The sequence below is a fragment of the Paenibacillus sp. EB106-04-04-XG159 genome (assembly GCF_058791835.1).
This window is the reverse complement of sequence record NZ_JBYTDY010000010.1, coordinates 190,025-206,939: the sequence shown is the minus strand read 5'-3', so window position 1 is coordinate 206,939 and position 16,915 is coordinate 190,025. Positions and strand designations below refer to the sequence as shown.

General features: G+C 48.0%; 14 protein-coding genes and 1 pseudogene. 14 read left to right on the top strand and 1 reads right to left on the bottom strand.

The window, feature by feature from the left end; all coding sequences use genetic code 11:
• Positions 1-265 precede the first annotated feature (265 nt).
• From AC3WTP_RS14260 to eno, 4 genes are all read left to right on the top strand, one after another.
• Positions 266-1,450, top strand: a complete 1,185-nt coding sequence (locus AC3WTP_RS14260) for a phosphoglycerate kinase (protein ID WP_492395286.1) — start codon at positions 266-268, stop codon at positions 1,448-1,450.
• 54 nt (positions 1,451-1,504) lie between these two features.
• Positions 1,505-2,257, top strand: a complete 753-nt coding sequence (gene tpiA / locus AC3WTP_RS14255) for a triose-phosphate isomerase (RefSeq protein WP_492395285.1) — start codon at positions 1,505-1,507, stop codon at positions 2,255-2,257.
• Between the two features lies 1 nt (position 2,258).
• Positions 2,259-3,797, top strand: coding sequence for a 2,3-bisphosphoglycerate-independent phosphoglycerate mutase (gene gpmI / locus AC3WTP_RS14250; protein WP_492395284.1), 1,539 nt, complete (start codon positions 2,259-2,261; stop codon positions 3,795-3,797).
• Between the two features lie 107 nt (positions 3,798-3,904).
• Entirely contained in the window at positions 3,905-5,191 is a 1,287-nt protein-coding gene (gene eno / locus AC3WTP_RS14245; protein ID WP_492395283.1) for a phosphopyruvate hydratase, read from the top strand.
• Between the two features lie 357 nt (positions 5,192-5,548).
• On the opposite strand, the gene AC3WTP_RS14240 is transcribed toward eno, so the two are convergent.
• Positions 5,549-6,031 carry a hypothetical protein gene (locus AC3WTP_RS14240; RefSeq protein ID WP_492395282.1) on the bottom strand — a complete coding sequence of 161 codons (483 nt, stop codon included), beginning with the start codon at positions 6,029-6,031 and terminating at the stop codon, positions 5,549-5,551.
• A 351-nt stretch (positions 6,032-6,382) separates the two neighbouring features.
• Between AC3WTP_RS14240 and AC3WTP_RS14235 the strand changes: the two genes are divergently transcribed.
• The 10 genes and pseudogenes from AC3WTP_RS14235 (at position 6,383) to AC3WTP_RS14190 (ending at position 16,390) form a co-directional block, all read left to right on the top strand.
• Positions 6,383-6,949: a GNAT family N-acetyltransferase gene (locus tag AC3WTP_RS14235; protein ID WP_492395281.1), complete on the top strand. Its 567-nt coding sequence runs from the start codon at positions 6,383-6,385 to the stop codon at positions 6,947-6,949.
• A 208-nt stretch (positions 6,950-7,157) separates the two neighbouring features.
• Entirely contained in the window at positions 7,158-7,541 is a 384-nt protein-coding gene (locus tag AC3WTP_RS14230) for a PadR family transcriptional regulator (protein WP_492395280.1), read from the top strand.
• Positions 7,534-8,256 (top strand): DUF1700 domain-containing protein, encoded by a 723-nt coding sequence (locus AC3WTP_RS14225; RefSeq protein WP_492395279.1) that lies wholly within the window; start codon positions 7,534-7,536, stop codon positions 8,254-8,256. Before AC3WTP_RS14230 ends, AC3WTP_RS14225 begins: the two co-directional genes overlap by 8 nt.
• Positions 8,257-9,198, top strand: coding sequence for a DUF4097 family beta strand repeat-containing protein (locus AC3WTP_RS14220; protein WP_492395278.1), 942 nt, complete (start codon positions 8,257-8,259; stop codon positions 9,196-9,198).
• Between the two features lie 213 nt (positions 9,199-9,411).
• Positions 9,412-10,236 carry a pyridoxine/pyridoxal/pyridoxamine kinase gene (gene pdxK, locus AC3WTP_RS14215; RefSeq protein ID WP_492395277.1) on the top strand — a complete coding sequence of 275 codons (825 nt, stop codon included), beginning with the start codon at positions 9,412-9,414 and terminating at the stop codon, positions 10,234-10,236.
• A gap of 123 nt (positions 10,237-10,359) precedes the next feature.
• Positions 10,360-10,599, top strand: coding sequence for a preprotein translocase subunit SecG (gene secG, locus AC3WTP_RS14210; protein ID WP_492395276.1), 240 nt, complete (start codon positions 10,360-10,362; stop codon positions 10,597-10,599).
• A gap of 197 nt (positions 10,600-10,796) precedes the next feature.
• Positions 10,797-13,037: pseudogene (rnr, locus tag AC3WTP_RS14205) on the top strand (ribonuclease R); the annotation flags it as partial.
• Positions 13,038-14,216: 1,179 nt separating this feature from the next.
• Positions 14,217-14,693 carry an SsrA-binding protein SmpB gene (gene smpB / locus AC3WTP_RS14200; RefSeq protein ID WP_492395275.1) on the top strand — a complete coding sequence of 159 codons (477 nt, stop codon included), beginning with the start codon at positions 14,217-14,219 and terminating at the stop codon, positions 14,691-14,693.
• Positions 14,694-15,315: 622 nt separating this feature from the next.
• Positions 15,316-15,549: a hypothetical protein gene (locus AC3WTP_RS14195; RefSeq protein WP_492395274.1), complete on the top strand. Its 234-nt coding sequence runs from the start codon at positions 15,316-15,318 to the stop codon at positions 15,547-15,549.
• Between the two features lie 370 nt (positions 15,550-15,919).
• Positions 15,920-16,390, top strand: coding sequence for a DinB family protein (locus AC3WTP_RS14190; RefSeq protein WP_492395273.1), 471 nt, complete (start codon positions 15,920-15,922; stop codon positions 16,388-16,390).
• Positions 16,391-16,915 lie beyond the last annotated feature (525 nt).

Here is a 16,915-nt window from a genome sequence, read left to right as displayed (position 1 = left end):
GAAACCCGTGAGGGTCCCCTCTTTTATTCCATATAGGCTTTATTTATATATGTAATATTGAACACGAGTTGGCTTGGTGAAGACACTTCCCATTTCCTTATTGGTAGAAGTATATAAACCAAGTCTCTTACAGATATATAACCATCTTTAGAACCGAACACCCTATATATATAGATGATGATTCCATCAACCATTGCATAGAAACAGATATAAACCATACAAGATCAATAACCGATTATCAGGATTCGATAGGAGGAACATGGAGATGAACAAGAAGAGTGTACGTGATGTGAATGTAAACGGTAAGCGCGTATTTGTACGGGTTGATTTTAATGTGCCGCTCGAAAATGGCAAGATTACAGATGACACACGGATCCAAGAAACACTGCCTACGATCAAGCACTTGATCGAACAAGGCGCGAAAGTGATACTGGCGAGCCATATGGGCCGTCCAAAAGGTGAAGTTGTAGATTCTATGCGTTTGACGCCTGCGGCAGCTCGTCTGAGCGAACTGCTTGGCAAGCCGGTGAAGAAGCTGGACGAGTCCATCGGTGAGAATGTGAAAGCTGCGATCGCTGAGATGAACAATGGTGACGTTGTTGTACTCGAAAACGTTCGTTTCCACAAGGGAGAAGAGAAGAACGATGTGGAATTGGCGAAGCAATTCGCAGAACTAGCTGACTTGTTCGTGAACGATGCATTTGGTGCAGCTCACCGCGCGCACTCTTCTACAGAGGGCATTGCTCATCATATCCCTGCAGTAGCAGGTCTCTTGATGGAGAAAGAACTTAGCGTATTGGGCAAAGCTCTATCCAATCCAGAGCGTCCATTCACAGCAATCGTGGGTGGTTCCAAGGTTAAAGATAAGATCGATGTTATCAATAAGATGCTCGAAATCGCTGACAACGTGGTTATCGGCGGCGGATTGGCTTATACTTTCTTCAAGGCTCAAGGCTATGAGATCGGAGACTCCTTGTTGGATGAGTCGAAGCTGCAAGAATCTCTCGGATTCATGGAGAAAGCGAAAGAACTCGGCAAGAACCTGTACCTCCCAGTTGACATTGTCACTGCTGACGATTTCAGCGCTTCCGCGAATACAAAGATTATTAATGTTGAAGAAGGTATTCCTGCTGGTTGGGAAGGTATCGACATCGGACCGAAGACTCGTGAGATCTATGCTGATGTAATTAAGAACTCCAAGCTGGTTGTATGGAACGGACCAATGGGTGTATTCGAGATTGATCCATTCTCCCACGGTACTCGCGCAGTGGCTGAAGCTTGTGCGGAAACGAACGGCTACACAATCATCGGCGGCGGCGACTCCGCGGCTGCAGTTGAGAAGTTCCAATTGAAAGACAAGATGAACCATATCTCTACAGGCGGCGGCGCTTCCTTGGAATTCATGGAAGGCAAAGTATTGCCAGGCGTTGTAGCATTGAACGATAAGTAATTGAGTAAACAGGCGGCAGCTCTCGGGCTGCCTTCTGAATGAGGAGTGAAACAAGTGAGAAAACCGATCATCGCAGGTAACTGGAAGATGTTCAAGACGGTGCCTGAGGCTGTGGCATTTGTTGCTGACGTTAAAGGCAAAGCAGAAGTTGAAGGCGTAGAGAGCGTAATCTGCTCCCCATTCACGAATCTGCCGGCATTGGTCGAAGCGGTTAAAGGCACGTCCATTAAGATTGGCGCTCAAAACCTGCACTTCGAAGATAACGGCGCATTCACAGGTGAGATCAGCGGCGTTATGCTGAAGGATCTCGGCGTTGACTATGTGATCATCGGACATTCCGAGCGTCGCGCTTACTTCTGTGAAACGGACGAGATCGTGAACAAGAAAGTTCATGCATCATTCCGTCACGGTCTGACACCTATCGTTTGCGTGGGTGAGTCGCTCGAAGAGCGTGAATCCGGCAAGACGAACGACGTTTGCAAAGTACAAACAGTTGGCGCTTTCCAAGGCGTATCTGCTGAACAAGCGAAAGAAGTTGTCATTGCTTATGAGCCAATCTGGGCAATCGGTACTGGCAAATCTTCTTCCGCTAAAGATGCGAATGAAGCTTGCAGCTACATCCGCAGCGTAGTTCGTGATCTGTACAATGATGAAGTAGCACAAGCTGTTCGTATTCAGTACGGCGGCAGTGTTAAACCTGAGAACGTCCGCGAGTATATGGCGGAAAGCGATATCGACGGAGCTTTGGTAGGCGGCGCAAGCTTGCAGCCAGCATCCTACATCGCTCTTGTGGAAGGAGCGAAATAAGATGTCTACTCCAAGACCGGTAGCACTTATTATCATGGACGGTTTCGGTCTGCGCGACACAGCTAACGGCAACGCAGTCGCACATGCGAAGAAACCGAACTATGACAAATACATGAGCATGTTTCCGCATACGACATTGACAGCTTGCGGCGAAGCCGTTGGACTTCCAGAAGGTCAAATGGGCAACTCCGAGGTTGGACACTTGAATATCGGCGCAGGTCGCGTCGTATATCAAGACTTGACTCGTATCACGAAGTCGATTCGCGAAGGCGATTTCTTCGAGAACGAAACATTGCATGGCGCTGTGAAGAACGCAAAAGACAATAACAAAGCCCTGCACATCTACGGCTTGTTGTCTGATGGCGGCGTACACAGCCATATCAACCATACACTTGCGATGCTCGAGCTCTGCAAGAAGGAAGGCTTGACTGAAGTTTACGTGCACGCGTTCCTGGATGGACGCGACGTTGCTCCAGACAGCTCCCGCGGATACATCGAGACACTGCAAGCGAAGATTAAAGAGCTTGGCGTAGGTAAGATCGCAACGGTTCAAGGCCGTTACTATGCGATGGACCGCGACAAGCGTTGGGAGCGCGTTGAGAAGTCGTACCGTGCGATGGTATACGGCGACGGCCCTAAATATCGCGATCCAATCGAAGCGATCACGAAATCCTATGAGCAATCCGTTTACGATGAGTTCGTAATGCCTACGGTTATCGTTGACGAAAACGATCAGCCGGTCGGCTTGATTCAAGACGGCGATTCGATCACCTTCTTGAACTTCCGTCCTGACCGTGCGATCCAATTGTCGAACGTGTTCACGAACCAAGATTTCCAAGGATTCGATCGCGGCGAGAAGCTCCCTAAGAACTTGTACTTCGTCTGCTTGACGCTCTTCGCTGAGACAGTCGGTGGATATGTAGCCTACAAGCCGAAAGAATTGGACAATACGCTTGGTGAAGTACTTGTGCAGCACGGCAAGAAACAGCTTCGTATCGCGGAAACGGAAAAGTACCCGCACGTTACGTTCTTCTTCAGCGGCGGTCGCGATGTTGAACTTCCTGGCGAGAAGCGAGTTCTGATTCCTTCTCCTAAAGTGGCAACATACGACTTGCAGCCTGAGATGAGCGCGTACGAAGTTGCTGAAGCAGCTGTGAACGAGATCAATTCCGATCAGTTCGATACTATCATCCTGAACTTCGCTAACCCTGATATGGTTGGTCACTCCGGTATGTTGGAGCCAACGGTCAAGGCTGTTGAAGTGACAGACGAATGTATGGGTAAAGTAGTTGAAGCTGTATTGGCTAAAGGCGGCGTCTGCTTGATTACAGCGGATCACGGCAATGCGGATATGGTATTTGACGAGCAAGGTCGTCCATTTACTGCGCATACGACGAACCCAGTACCTTTTATCGTAACAGACGCTAATGTACAACTGCGTGAAGGCGGAATCTTGGCGGATATCGCGCCAACGATCCTTGACTTTATGCAGCTGCCTAAGCCTGTTGAGATGACTGGCGAATCGATGATTAAGAAGTAAGACAGCAGCTCGAGCACGAACGAATGAACATGCCGATGAATGGGCGAACCATTTTGCGGTATGCTACAATAAAGCTAATTCATGACATTAAAGGAGACTGAACGATTATGACAATGATTATGGACGTATACGCTCGCGAAGTACTTGACTCTCGCGGTAACCCTACAGTAGAAGTTGAAGTTAAATTGGAATCCGGCGGCTTTGGCCGTGCAATCGTACCTTCCGGTGCTTCCACAGGCGCTCACGAAGCAGTTGAGCTTCGCGATGGCGACAAAGGCCGTTACATGGGTAAAGGTACTGAGAAAGCTGTAGCTAACGTTAACGACATCATCGCTCCAGAAGTAATTGGTATGGATGCTCTTGATCAAGTAGCTATCGACCGTTTGATGATCGAATTGGACGGAACACCTAACAAAGCTAAATTGGGCGCTAACGCAATCCTAGCTGTATCCATGGCTGTAGCTCGCGCTGCTGCACATGCTCTTGATGTGCCTCTTTACACTTACCTTGGCGGATTCAACGCTAAGCAATTGCCAGTTCCAATGATGAACATCATCAACGGCGGCGAGCATGCTGACAACAACATCGACGTACAAGAGTTCATGGTACTTCCTGTAGGTGCTCCAAGCTTCAAAGAAGCACTTCGCATGGGCGCTGAGATCTTCCATAACTTGAAATCCGTATTGCAATCCAAAGGCTTGAATACAGCTGTAGGTGACGAAGGCGGCTTCGCTCCTAACCTGTCTTCCAACGAAGAAGCAATCACAACAATCATCGAAGCAATCGAAAAAGCTGGTTACAAGCCAGGCGTAGACGTATTCTTGGGTATGGACGTTGCTTCCACTGAGTTCTACAAAGACGGTAAATATACTCTTGCTGGTGAAGGTAAATCCTATACATCCGCTGAGTATGTTGATCTTCTTGCTTCTTGGGTTGAAAAATATCCAATCATCACAATCGAAGACGGTATGTCTGAAGATGACTGGGATGGCTGGAAATTGCTCACTGAAAAATTGGGCGACAAAGTTCAATTGGTTGGTGACGACCTCTTCGTTACAAACACCGAGCGTCTTGCTACTGGTATCGAAAAAGGAATCGGTAACTCCATCTTGGTTAAAGTTAACCAAATCGGTACACTTACTGAAACATTCGATGCAATCGAAATGGCAAAACGCGCAGGCTACACTGCGGTTATCTCCCACCGTTCCGGTGAGTCCGAAGATAGCACAATCGCTGACATCGCAGTTGCAACTAACGCTGGCCAAATCAAAACAGGTGCTCCTTCCCGTACAGACCGCGTTGCGAAGTACAACCAATTGCTTCGCATCGAAGACGAGCTCGGCGGCGTATCCCGTTATGAAGGCTTGAAATCCTTCTACAACTTGAAAAAATAATTGGCCTAGCCAATAGCAAGAGCCCACATCCTACCCAGAGCGGATGTGGGCTCTTTTTATGTGTGCATTAGGTGGATGATAGATGATGTACAGTACGAAGGAGCTCAAGGTGATCAGGATTGTTGTATAAAGTGCAACAATATGAGCTGCAAATGACCTAATTCCACAGTATTGTTGTACAGAATACAACAATGTCTAGCAATTAACCATGAAATGAGGGGGATTGAGGGCATAATGTTGTATAACGTGCAACAATATTCCTATTATCGCGGTGGTGATTGGGTTACTGATCAATAATTTTCAGGTAGGACAGTAAGAGATGACTTTGTGTTGTTTCTTACTGTTCTTTTCCTATTATCACTTCAGCTTAACTAAAAATGGATCGAGAAATTCTAACTTATCAAGCCTGAATTCATTTGTAATTTTGTATGAATAATTATCATTTGTTTCGTAATCATGCATTAAGATATCCTCACTGGAAATAATAAAAGCCCAAAATAGCTTTCCGTTTTTCCCTATAAAATTAAGTTGATAGTTTGGATATTCAGGAAAACCAAGTAAAGAAGAATCACTCTTTACTTGGATTTCAGGAAGTGATTTTATGACGAACTCTATGTCTTTTTTATCGGTAAAGCGAATATCACTATAGTCTTTGCTGTCTGCTGACATGAACTTTTGTATAAAAATAGACTCCATTTCTTTTTCCTTAAAATGCTCCCGAAGTAAATCGTTAAATGAAAAAGTCGTCCGTGCATTATTTGAATGATAAAGAAAAATTCCTATTATACTAATGATTAATATACCTGCAATAATAAAGATTGGCTTCTTGAAATTTGACATTTTGTCCCCCCCCCCCCTTTTTGCAATGGGAAATGTACAACTACATTACATTTTACCAGAAAATATAAGCTGCAGAATCACTTAAAGTCCTATTGCTCATATAGATCCCCAACTGGATCAGACGATCACTCTCGCGGCGTTAGCTTCCTTATGTGTTGCCTGTCCACCCAATCCTTCACGTCAACGCATTGAATGGAGTTTCGTTATAGTCGTTCTTTACATTGACGCAGCAGCCAGATATTTCTTAAGGTTGTGTTATGGAGATCAACAATAACATGTAATAGAGCTAATGTACGAGTAATGAATGTAACTGGAAAAGTTGAATTGTATCATGCTAAGGAGGTACTCGTAATGTCTCTGTGTGATGGCGAAATACGAATTCGACCAGTGAAGGAAGAAGATTTATATGAGCTGTGGGAACTCGTGTACAAGGAAGAGTCACCGGAATGGAAGCGATGGGATGCGCCATATTATTCATTGGAGAGAATGACTTATGAGCAGATGCTAGAGAAGAAGGATCGCTACATAGATCGAGACGATTACTGGCTTATTGAGATCAATGGTCGGACAGTCGGAATTGTCAGTTGGTACTGGGAGCATGAGCCCTCGCTATGGTTGGAGATGGGGATCGTCATCTATGATCCAGTCTATTGGAGTGGAGGTTACGGAACGCGTGTGCTGCGGATGTGGACTCGACGTCTGTTTGAGACGAAGCCGCTGGTTAGAGTCGGATTCACGACATGGTCTGGCAACATCCGCATGATGAAGGTGGGGGAGAAGCTCGGAATGATGCTCGAGGCAAGGCTTCGTAAATGCCGGTATTACGATGGACAATATTATGATTCCATTCGTATGGGCATTCTCCGCGAGGAATGGGTTGCTTATGAAGAGAATGAAGCTAAACGTGTACGAGCTTGAAGCCTATCCACCAGTAGAAGGCGATCGTCCGAGGATGATCGCCTTTGTTATGTCGCGAGACGGAAGAGCGACTGGACCTAAGACTAGTTTTACGTTCAGTACCTTGCATTGTTCAATACCGTACCATATACTGTAATTAGCTACTACACAATAAACAATACTGAATATAGCAACTCACATGAGATGTGATGTTGGAGGTGAACGCAAGATGAAAGAAATCATTCAATTCAAGAAAGGTGTACTCGGTTTGTGCGTGATGGTTCTCATTAATCAACGAGATCGTTACGGCTTCGAGCTCGCCCAGCAAATATCAAAGCACGTTGATGTGGCCGAAGGGGCGTTATACCCGGTGCTGCGTCGTATGGTGGTAGATGGACATTGTACAACGTACCTGCAAGAATCGACCGAAGGACCGCCGCGTAAGTATTACAAATTAACCATTGAGGGTAAAGAGTATATGAATCAGCTCGTTGCGGAATGGAAGAGCTTTGTTGACGGGGTTGGCACGCTGCTTGATAGTACCTCGGCTGATGATGATACAGATGATCTTACAGAGCATGTGAAGGGAGATAGGGGTGAACGAGATGAATAAACGTGAATTCATGATCAGACTTCAATATGAACTGCGCCCGCTGCCGGAGAAGGAGCGTGTTGAGATATTAGAAGAGTATGATGCACACTTTGAATTCGGGAAGCAGTTGGGAAAGACAGAAGAAGAGATTGCTAAGGAGCTTGGAGTACCGGAGGAACTCGCAGAGGAATTGCTCGGAGATGGGGCGCGCAATGAACAGCCTTCGTATGGGGGATATGCTATGAACCCTGGAATGCAGGGGCTGCCGCCGCAGTATCCTCCGCAGCACGATCCCTATGCGTACAGGGGAGATAGACATCAGTCGCCGCCATATCAAGGTCAAGGTCCATACCAAGGACAGCAGGCTTATCCAGGTCAGCCTCCTTATCCGCCGTATGAGCCGTATCCGCAGAAATCAAGCTGGTCAGCTAGAATATTTGGCCTGATTGGAATTGGATTCGCAAGCCTCATTCTGGTGCCGCTTCTTATAGCCTTTTGGGGTGTGGTTGTGTCGTTGGTTGCAGTAGCAGCTATTTTATTGCTGATGCCAATTATTTATGCCGTTAAATTGCTGCTTGGCGGACCGTTCTTTGCTGGAGAACTTAGCATGGTATTGATCACGTTTGGACTTGGCATCTTCTTCAGTCAGTTCATGTTGTGGATCGTGAAGCTGTACGGCAAGCTCAACTTGGGTTATGCAAGATGGATCGTTAATACCGTAAAGGGGGGGATTTAAATGAAACGAACGTGGTTTAATATTCTCGGCGTATGCTGTATCCTTCTTGGTATTGCTGGCTTGTTCATCTATGGAATTAATCCGCTGCTCCCCCAAAGCGCGAGGGGAGAGGCGTTGGAAGAGTACAATGGCTCAACTTCAAGTAATGGTGAAATAAGCAACAAAGAGCGCTATCAGCTCTATAGATATGAGAACAAGTTTGAATTCGATAAGGAGCAGCTCGCCAGCTTGAAGGTCAATGCTGATATGGGCGACGTTAGTATCAAGTGGGTATTGGATAATGAAAGCTGGATTGAAGTAAAGGGTGAAGCTACGAAGGATGTAATCGATCGAATCGCTCAAGCGGAGATCAAGGGCGGCGAGCTTCAATTGAATTACGACTATGAACGACAAGCATGGGAGTTCATACAGTTATTCAATGTGGGCTGGCAGCATCATAAGCACGAGATTGTGATTCATGCCGATAAGGACTTTGTACTTAAGAGATTGGAAGCTGACCTAGCGATGGGCTCGTTTGAGATTGACGGCGGCCGATACGATCGGATGAAGGCCGATTGCGATATGGGACAGATGGAAGTGCGTAATGTCGTCGCTAACTACGCTGAATTGGATGCAGCGATGGGGCGAGTCGTAACCGATGCTGTGGATGCGCCATTGACAGTAGAGACCTCAATGGGAGAAGTGGATATGCGAAACACACTCCAAACTGTTGATGTATCGTCTGAAGCAGGCAGCGTGTATATTGAGCAAGCGAAAGCGCATAACATCACAGCTGACAGCAGCATGGGAAGCGTAGAAATCAGAGTAGCTCCAGAGTTCGAGGGCAGCTATGATCTGAAGGTTGAGCTGGGTGATATAACGGCTCCAGAATCCAAGCGCAAGAGCGATCAAGTGATTAAAGTGCGTTCAGAGATGGGTAGCATTCATATTGAAGAACAATAATTAGTCTGATAAACATAACCCTTTCATATGACTTCATAAGGTATTGGAATCCTTTGAAGGACATGAGAGGGTTTTTGCTGAACGGAAACAATACTTGCTAGTTGACTCAAGACCTGATACATTGAGAAATCATGTGGGTGTGTCAGAATTCACTGTCATGTTCGGTTATAATAGTAATGTTAAGCTTACAGTTGAAGGGGAGCAATAAAATAAATGAAACCGATTAAGAAAGTACTCACTTTAGCAGGTTCTGATTCCAGCGGCGGCGCAGGTATACAAGCCGATCTTAAAACATTCCAAGAACGCGGTGTATACGGTATGACTGCCTTGACGACAGTTGTTACGATGGACCCTGACAATCAATGGGCGCACGGCGTATATCCAATTGCATTGTCGACAGTTAAGGAGCAGTTGAAGACGATTCTGTCCATCGGTATCGATGGCATGAAGACGGGGATGCTCGGTGCTGTTGATATCATTGAGCTGGCAGCACACACAATTGAGAAGCATGGCATCACGAATGTTGTCGTAGACCCTGTAATGGTGTGCAAAGGACAAGATGAAGCCCTTCATCCAGAGACAAATGAAGCGCTGCGCGACATACTCGTACCGAAATCCACAGTAGTTACGCCTAACTTATTCGAAGCTTCTCAATTGGCTGGAACAGGTCCAGTGCGTACACTTGATGATATGAAAGAAGCAGCTGCGCGCATTCATGAGCTTGGCGCTAAATATGTACTCGTAAAGGGTGGTTCCAAGATCGGACTGCCAACTTCGGTTGATGTCCTGTATGATGGTCGCGAGTTCGAGATTCTGGAGGCAGACTTGATCACGACTACGTATACACATGGCGCAGGATGTACATACTCATCCGCCATATTGGCTGAGATTGCGAAGGGCAACGATGTTCCTACGAGCGTTCGCACGGCTAAACGCTTCATCACGGAAGCTATTCGTCATTCCTTCCCGTTGAACCAATATGTAGGACCGCTTCGCCACAATGCTCTTCGCTTGGTGGAGCAAGGCGCAGAAGAATAGTCAACAGCAGACTTGGGCAAGGTGAATTGCTTGTACCAATCTTATAACTGTGTTATACTGATAATGCTGTTTTTAAACAGTTTATTTTCGACTTGTTCGAGCTAACCTTTAGGAGGTGGAAGAATGGAAGTATTTCTGGAAATATTGCTTGTTATCTTCTCGATTGGATTAATCAGTGTGGTACTCTTGCAGAAGGGTAAGAGCGCTGGTCTGTCAGGTGCCATCTCCGGCGGTGCTGAACATTTGTTCGGAAAGAAGAAGGCACGTGGTATGGATCTGGTCCTGCAGCGTACAACGATTGTATTGGCAGCTGGATTCTTCATCCTGTCGATGGTCGTAGCAATATATAATCAAGTGAAATAACATGAATAACGAACCCTCTGTTCTTGCGAACAGAGGGTTTCTTGTATTTTAGGAAATAATTCAATGCTCCAGTAAGAAGCCTTATTATTGAAGTCTGTGTAAACACACGGATGCTTGAAATTAAAAAAGTGTATACTAGGTAATATATTGGTATACTGATGCAATGGGCCAAGCATGGCTAGGTGAGAGGTGAATAGATGATTACCGAACAGCAGATATTGGACTTTATGCGTGAAACAGCATATAAGCCGATGACGTATCAGGAGCTGGAGCAGTACTTTGGACTGCCTGATGCTGCGGCGTTCAAGCAATTATTGAAGACATTGAATCAATTAGAGCAGGATGGTTTCATCCTGCGTTCCCGTACGGACAGATATGGTGTACCGGAACGGATGAATGTGGTGCGCGGTCGACTGCAGGCGCATGCGAAGGGATTCGCTTTCTTGATTCCGGATGAAGCGGGACATCCCGATGTGTATATACACGCGAATGATCTCAAGACAGCGATGAATGGAGACACGGTGCTTGGACGAATAACAAGCCGCGCGGGTGACGGCGCACGCATGGAAGGCGAAGTCGTTCGTATTGTGAAGCGGGCTGTGGAGCAGGTCGTCGGTGTATTTCAAAATGTCGAGTCGTATGCATTCGTTGTGCCCGATGATCGGCGGATTAACCGGGATATATTCATTCCGAAGGAATCATTTCACGGTGCGGTAACTGGACAGAAGGTTGTCGTACGAATCGTGAACTATCCGGAAGGAAGAGCGGCGGCAGAAGGAGAAGTTATCGAGATTCTGGGGCATAAGGATGATCCAGGCGTAGACATTCTGTCGGTCATTCGGAAGCATCAGCTGCCGGAGGCATTTTCGGATGAGGTGATGCAGGAAGCGGAAGCCGTGCCGGATGAAATCACGGAAGCCGAGATTACCAACCAGAATCGCCGCGACCTGCGCGGCATGAACATTGTAACGATAGACGGCGAAGATGCCAAGGACTTGGATGATGCTGTGTATGTGGAGAAGCTGCCGAATGGGCATTACAAGCTGGGCGTTCATATCGCGGATGTCGGGTATTATGTAAAGGAAAGCTCAGCGCTGGATCGTGAAGCTTATGCGAGGGGCTGCAGCGTTTATCTGGTGGACCGTGTCATTCCGATGCTGCCGCATCGATTGTCGAACGGAATCTGTTCCTTGCATCCTCGCGTAGATCGGTTAACCTTGTCATGCGAGATGGAGTTCGATGAGAAGGCGAAGTTGGTGAAGCATGACGTCTTCTCGAGTGTGATTCGTACGGTGGAACGGATGACTTACACCAATGTTCGTAAGATCGTGCAGGAGGAAGATCCGGAAGTAACCGCGCGTTACGCGTACTTGGTGGACAGCTTCATGATGATGAAGGAGCTGGCGATGAAGCTGCGCGATAAGCGGATGAAGCGGGGCGCGATCGACTTTGACTTCGAGGAGTCGAAGGTTATTGTGGATGAAGACGGCAAGCCGATTGATATCGTGAAGCGTGAACGTTCTATCGCGGAGCAGATCATCGAGGAGTTCATGCTCGCGGCGAACGAGACGGTGGCGGAGCATTTTCACTGGCTGCGCGTGCCGTTCTTGTACCGTATACATGAAGAGCCGAGCAGCGAGAAGTTGATGAACTTCGTGACGTTCGCGGCGAACTTCGGTCATGTGGTACGAGGAACGGGCAATTCAGTTCATCCGCGCGCCTTGCAGCTCTTGCTCGAAGAGATCGAGGGTACACGCGAGCAAACGGTGCTCAGCACGATGATGCTGCGCTCTATGAAGCAGGCGAAGTATGATGCGGAGAGCACGGGGCACTTTGGATTGGCGGCGGAGTTCTATTCTCACTTCACTTCTCCTATTCGCCGATACCCAGACTTGGTCATTCATCGGGTCATTCGAGAAGTGATCGATTATAACGGGGTGCTGCCAGAGAAGCGCTTGGAGCAGCTGCAGGCGCGAATGCCGGATATTGCGAAGCAATCGTCGGAGCGTGAGCGCGTCGCTGTGGATGCGGAGCGCGATACGGTACAGTTGAAGAAAGCCGAATTCATGGTGGATAAGGTCGGCGAAGAATTCGACGGCATTATTAGCAGTGTGACAAGCTTCGGCATGTTTATCGAATTGGAGAACACGGTAGAAGGCTTGATCCGTTTAGCGGATATGTCGGACGATTATTACCATTTCCACGAGCAGTATATGATGCTGCTCGGCGAGCGGACGTCCAATATGTTCCGGATCGGCGATGAAGTGCGGATTCGCGTGGCGCGGGTCAATATGGAAGACCATACGATTGATTTCGAACTGGTAAGCAGCGCACCGCGTCAAGGTGAGCTAGGCGGCAAGGAGTTCGGCTTCGAGATACGCAAGAAGCGCGGCCGCCAAGAGGGGCGAGACGGACGCGGGCGCAACGATAAGCGCGGAGTCCGAGGCCGCGATGAGGGCCGCGGCAATGGACGCGCGGCAGGCGGAGGCGGTACTGGTGCTGGTGCTGGTGCGGGACGTGGCGATGGGCGCGGTGCGGCAGGCGGAAGCGGTGCTGGTGCGGGACCTGGCGACGGACGCGGTGCACGTGATGGACGCGGTGGCAATGCGCAAGGCGCAGGTCGCGGCGATAGTCGCGGTGCGCGGAACGGCGCGCGTGATGGGCGCGGAGCGGGACGCGGCGCAGGTGAGCGCGGGCGCGGCAGTGATGCGGAGCGCCGCCGGGGCGCGGCTCTGCCCGCGACGCTTGCGGACGAGGACGCGCGCGTGTACGCGCAGTTCGGCGCGGACACGGAGCGGAACCAAGCGGGCGGCGTAGGCCGCGGGGACGAGCCGATGGGCGCGCGCGAAGGTGCGCCGAACGGCGAAGAGTGGCTGAACGCGGGCGAGTACCGCGACCGCTTCGGCGGCAGCGGTGGACGCGGTAAGCGCGGACGGCGCGGCGGGCATGGCGACGACGCGAGCCCGTATGCGCCGCGCAAAGGTGCGAAGCCGCCGAAGGGCAATGGCGGCATTCGCATGGCGGGGCAAGGCGAGGGCTCGGCGGCGAAAGGTGATGAGGCGAATTGGGTAGATCGCCTCATCTCGGACGCCGAGCATGAAGCGGGCCGCGGGCCGCGCGCATTCGACTTTGGCTCGGGGCGCGGCGGTTATGGGCGCGGCGGCGGTCAAGGCGATAGCGGCCGCCCGAGCCGCGGTGGATCTCACGGTCGGAGCAATGGTCCGACCGGGGCAGGCAAGCGCGGACGGAAGGCGACGTCCGAGAGCGGCATTTTCATCGGCGAGCAGGCTGCGGAAGCACGCAGCCATGCGAAGCAGGCGGAGAGCCATGCTCGCCGAAAAGGGAAGTCCAATAGCAAGACCGCCAAGTTTGTCCGCAAAAAACATTGAAAGAAGTAGTGTAGCGCGGCTCTCCGAGAGGAGGGCCGCTTTTTCCAAATTAGATGGTCTAGGGTTGTTATGGTGTTCGGGTATTATCCCTTTAGCTCAGGTAGGATGATGGAAGTACACGCTTGTTGGCATATGTACTTGAGTGATGTGCCTAGTATTTGGTACAATATATGTCTAATGTATGGTTCAACGCAGTGTGAGCTGGGTTGGCGGTCGGAGGGTTGAGAGATGGCGACGAAGAAGAGCGAGAATAAGGTGCTGGCGCAGAATAAGAAGGCTTCTCACGATTATTTTATTGAGGAGACGTATGAAGCGGGTATGGTGCTGACGGGCACTGAGATCAAATCGCTGCGCAGAGGCAGAGCGAATATCGGAGATGCGTTTGCCACGATTCGGAACGGGGAGATGTTTGTTCATAACCTGCACATCAGCCCATTTGAAGAGGGGAATCGGTCGAATCCTACGGATCCTACGCGTGCGCGCAAGCTGCTGCTGCATAAGCAGCAGATCATGAAGCTGCTTGGCGTGACAAAGCAGGAGGGCTTCACGATTGTGCCGCTGAAGATATATGTTCGCAACGGTTATGCGAAGCTGCTGATCGGTGTGGGACGAGGCAAGAAGCTGTATGATAAGCGTCAGTCGGCGGCGAAGAAGGATGCGGATCGTCAGATTCAGCGTGCGCTGCGTGAGAAGCAGAAGGTGTAACGGGAAGTATTGGTTGGTTTATTGGTGAATGTAGAATAGCTATGGATTAAGAGGTGGCAGTCAATGGGACTGCCATTTTTTTGTGTTTTTGTAGTTTCTGGTTCGAGTTTTAAGTGAATGTAGTTAGTGTGCGATGCTGAGGATGATAGTGGTGGGAGGATTGTTGTACAATGTACAACAATTTGGGCTCGGCAGTGTTATTTTGAGTGGATTGTTGTATAAAGTGCAATATTTAAGGGGCTTCGAGCACTAAATTGAGCATTATGGACCATAATGTTGTATTACGTACAACATAATCCCGCTTGGGCTGTGATTATGGTGGAGAATGTTGTATTTCGTACAACATTTCAATGGGTGTGGAGCATCTTTAGTCAGCTAATATAGCTACAGTAACAGTTACAGCAACAGCTGCAGGGAGCAGCATTAGTTAGAGTAACTAAGCTCAAATGTGGTATGAAACGATTAATGCACCTAACACTACTTCTCATTTTCCTCATCGTATCGGTAGAGGTACCCTTGTTGCGTTACTCTCCTTTGGGCTATATTGTAATTAAATGGATTACAATTGAATTACACCACATAAATCTATAATTGAGAAATGAATAGAAACAAGGTGGATCTGATGAATAAAAAAGATGTGCACGAAACTCAACAATCTAGTGAAATCATAATCCCTAATGAACAAGGTTACGTCGATGAAAATCTTCAATCTATTCAAAATGTTGAAGGTGGAGGACCATTAAAAAAAGTTGATTTAAAAGCAATGCCTCGTCCACTTCGAATATTTGGCTATGTTTTTTATACGATAGCAATACTTATACTCCTAGCCTCCATCTATGTTAGCGTATTTCGTTAACTCTCCAATATCCTCTAAATGATGCTAACTAAAGTCTGTTATGAGGTAAAGGCTCGAAAGTTGTATAATGTACAACAATTTGGGCTTGGTAGTGTCATTTTGATTGAATTGTTGTATAAAGTGCAACATTTAAGGGGGTTCGAGCACTAAATTGAGCTTTGTGGGGCCAAATGTTGTATTACGTACACCATAATCCTGCTTAGGCTTTGATTATGGTGGGGATTGTTGTATTAAGTACAACATTTCAAAGGCGCGGTGGGCGTAGAGCATCTGTTATCCATTCCAAGTAATGAAGCAGCACACTCGGCATATGCTCCATACATCTGGAATATATAACATAGGTGAAGTAGCCATAAAGGAGTTGATACTCATGATGAAGGACACGATCTCTAACTTGGAGGGATTGCTGCAAACTGTTCCTCAACGATTTCGACTATTGCATCACGATGACATGGTGCAACCGCGCGCGGAAGGGAAATGGTCACGACTTCAAATCCTAGGTCACCTATGTGATTCGGCCGTCAACAATCTAACCCGATTCATTCAACATCAATATCACGCGGAACCGATGCTCATGACTCCGTATAACCAAGATATCTGGGTCGAAGCCCAACACTACATGGATGCACCTCTGGAAGATGTGCTGGGGCTTTGGGTGAGTCTTAATCAATCTATTGTTCGTGTACTCTCCAATTTGTCGGAAGCAAGTTTGTCTCGTGCTTGTCAGTGGCCTGATGGAAATGTGGTCACACTGGAGTGGTTGATCCAGGACTATGTCGAACATATGAAGCATCATCTGCGGCAAATTTTTACTGATGATCTTTCTCTGGAAGTCAATTAGTTGAAGTTTGTGCTTTCTTAGATTTCAGATTGGGGTGGCGTGATGCCATCCTTTTTACATTGTGCAGACGGCTGCAAGTTCTGATACGCCGCTCATATCTTGATATACAAAAAGCATCGTTTGCGACGATGCTTAGAGGACTTATCAATGCGCTGCATATTCGGAAGCGGTATATCTGAATAGTGCGTAACCTAGAAAGGCATAGACTGCACAACTGATTAATGAGGATAATGATATAGCTGTAAAAGGGAACAAGATTAGAAAGGCCCTCCCCCACAACGCATAAGGTACGTACTTGACTTGACGTGATGCTAAAGTGATCCATACTCCTAATAGAAACGCTAGATAAGCAATTTCGCTGAGTGGGATGGTGATAAAGATCGTATTCAGAGTTCTATAGCTCCCGAGCGGGAGGATCCAATAGAGTAGATCCCTTAAAAAAAGGATGCCAAGTGCGCCAAATAAGATATACAGATTATATTTGCTTAAGAGCTGAAACCATGAAAATGATTGGAACCATTTATT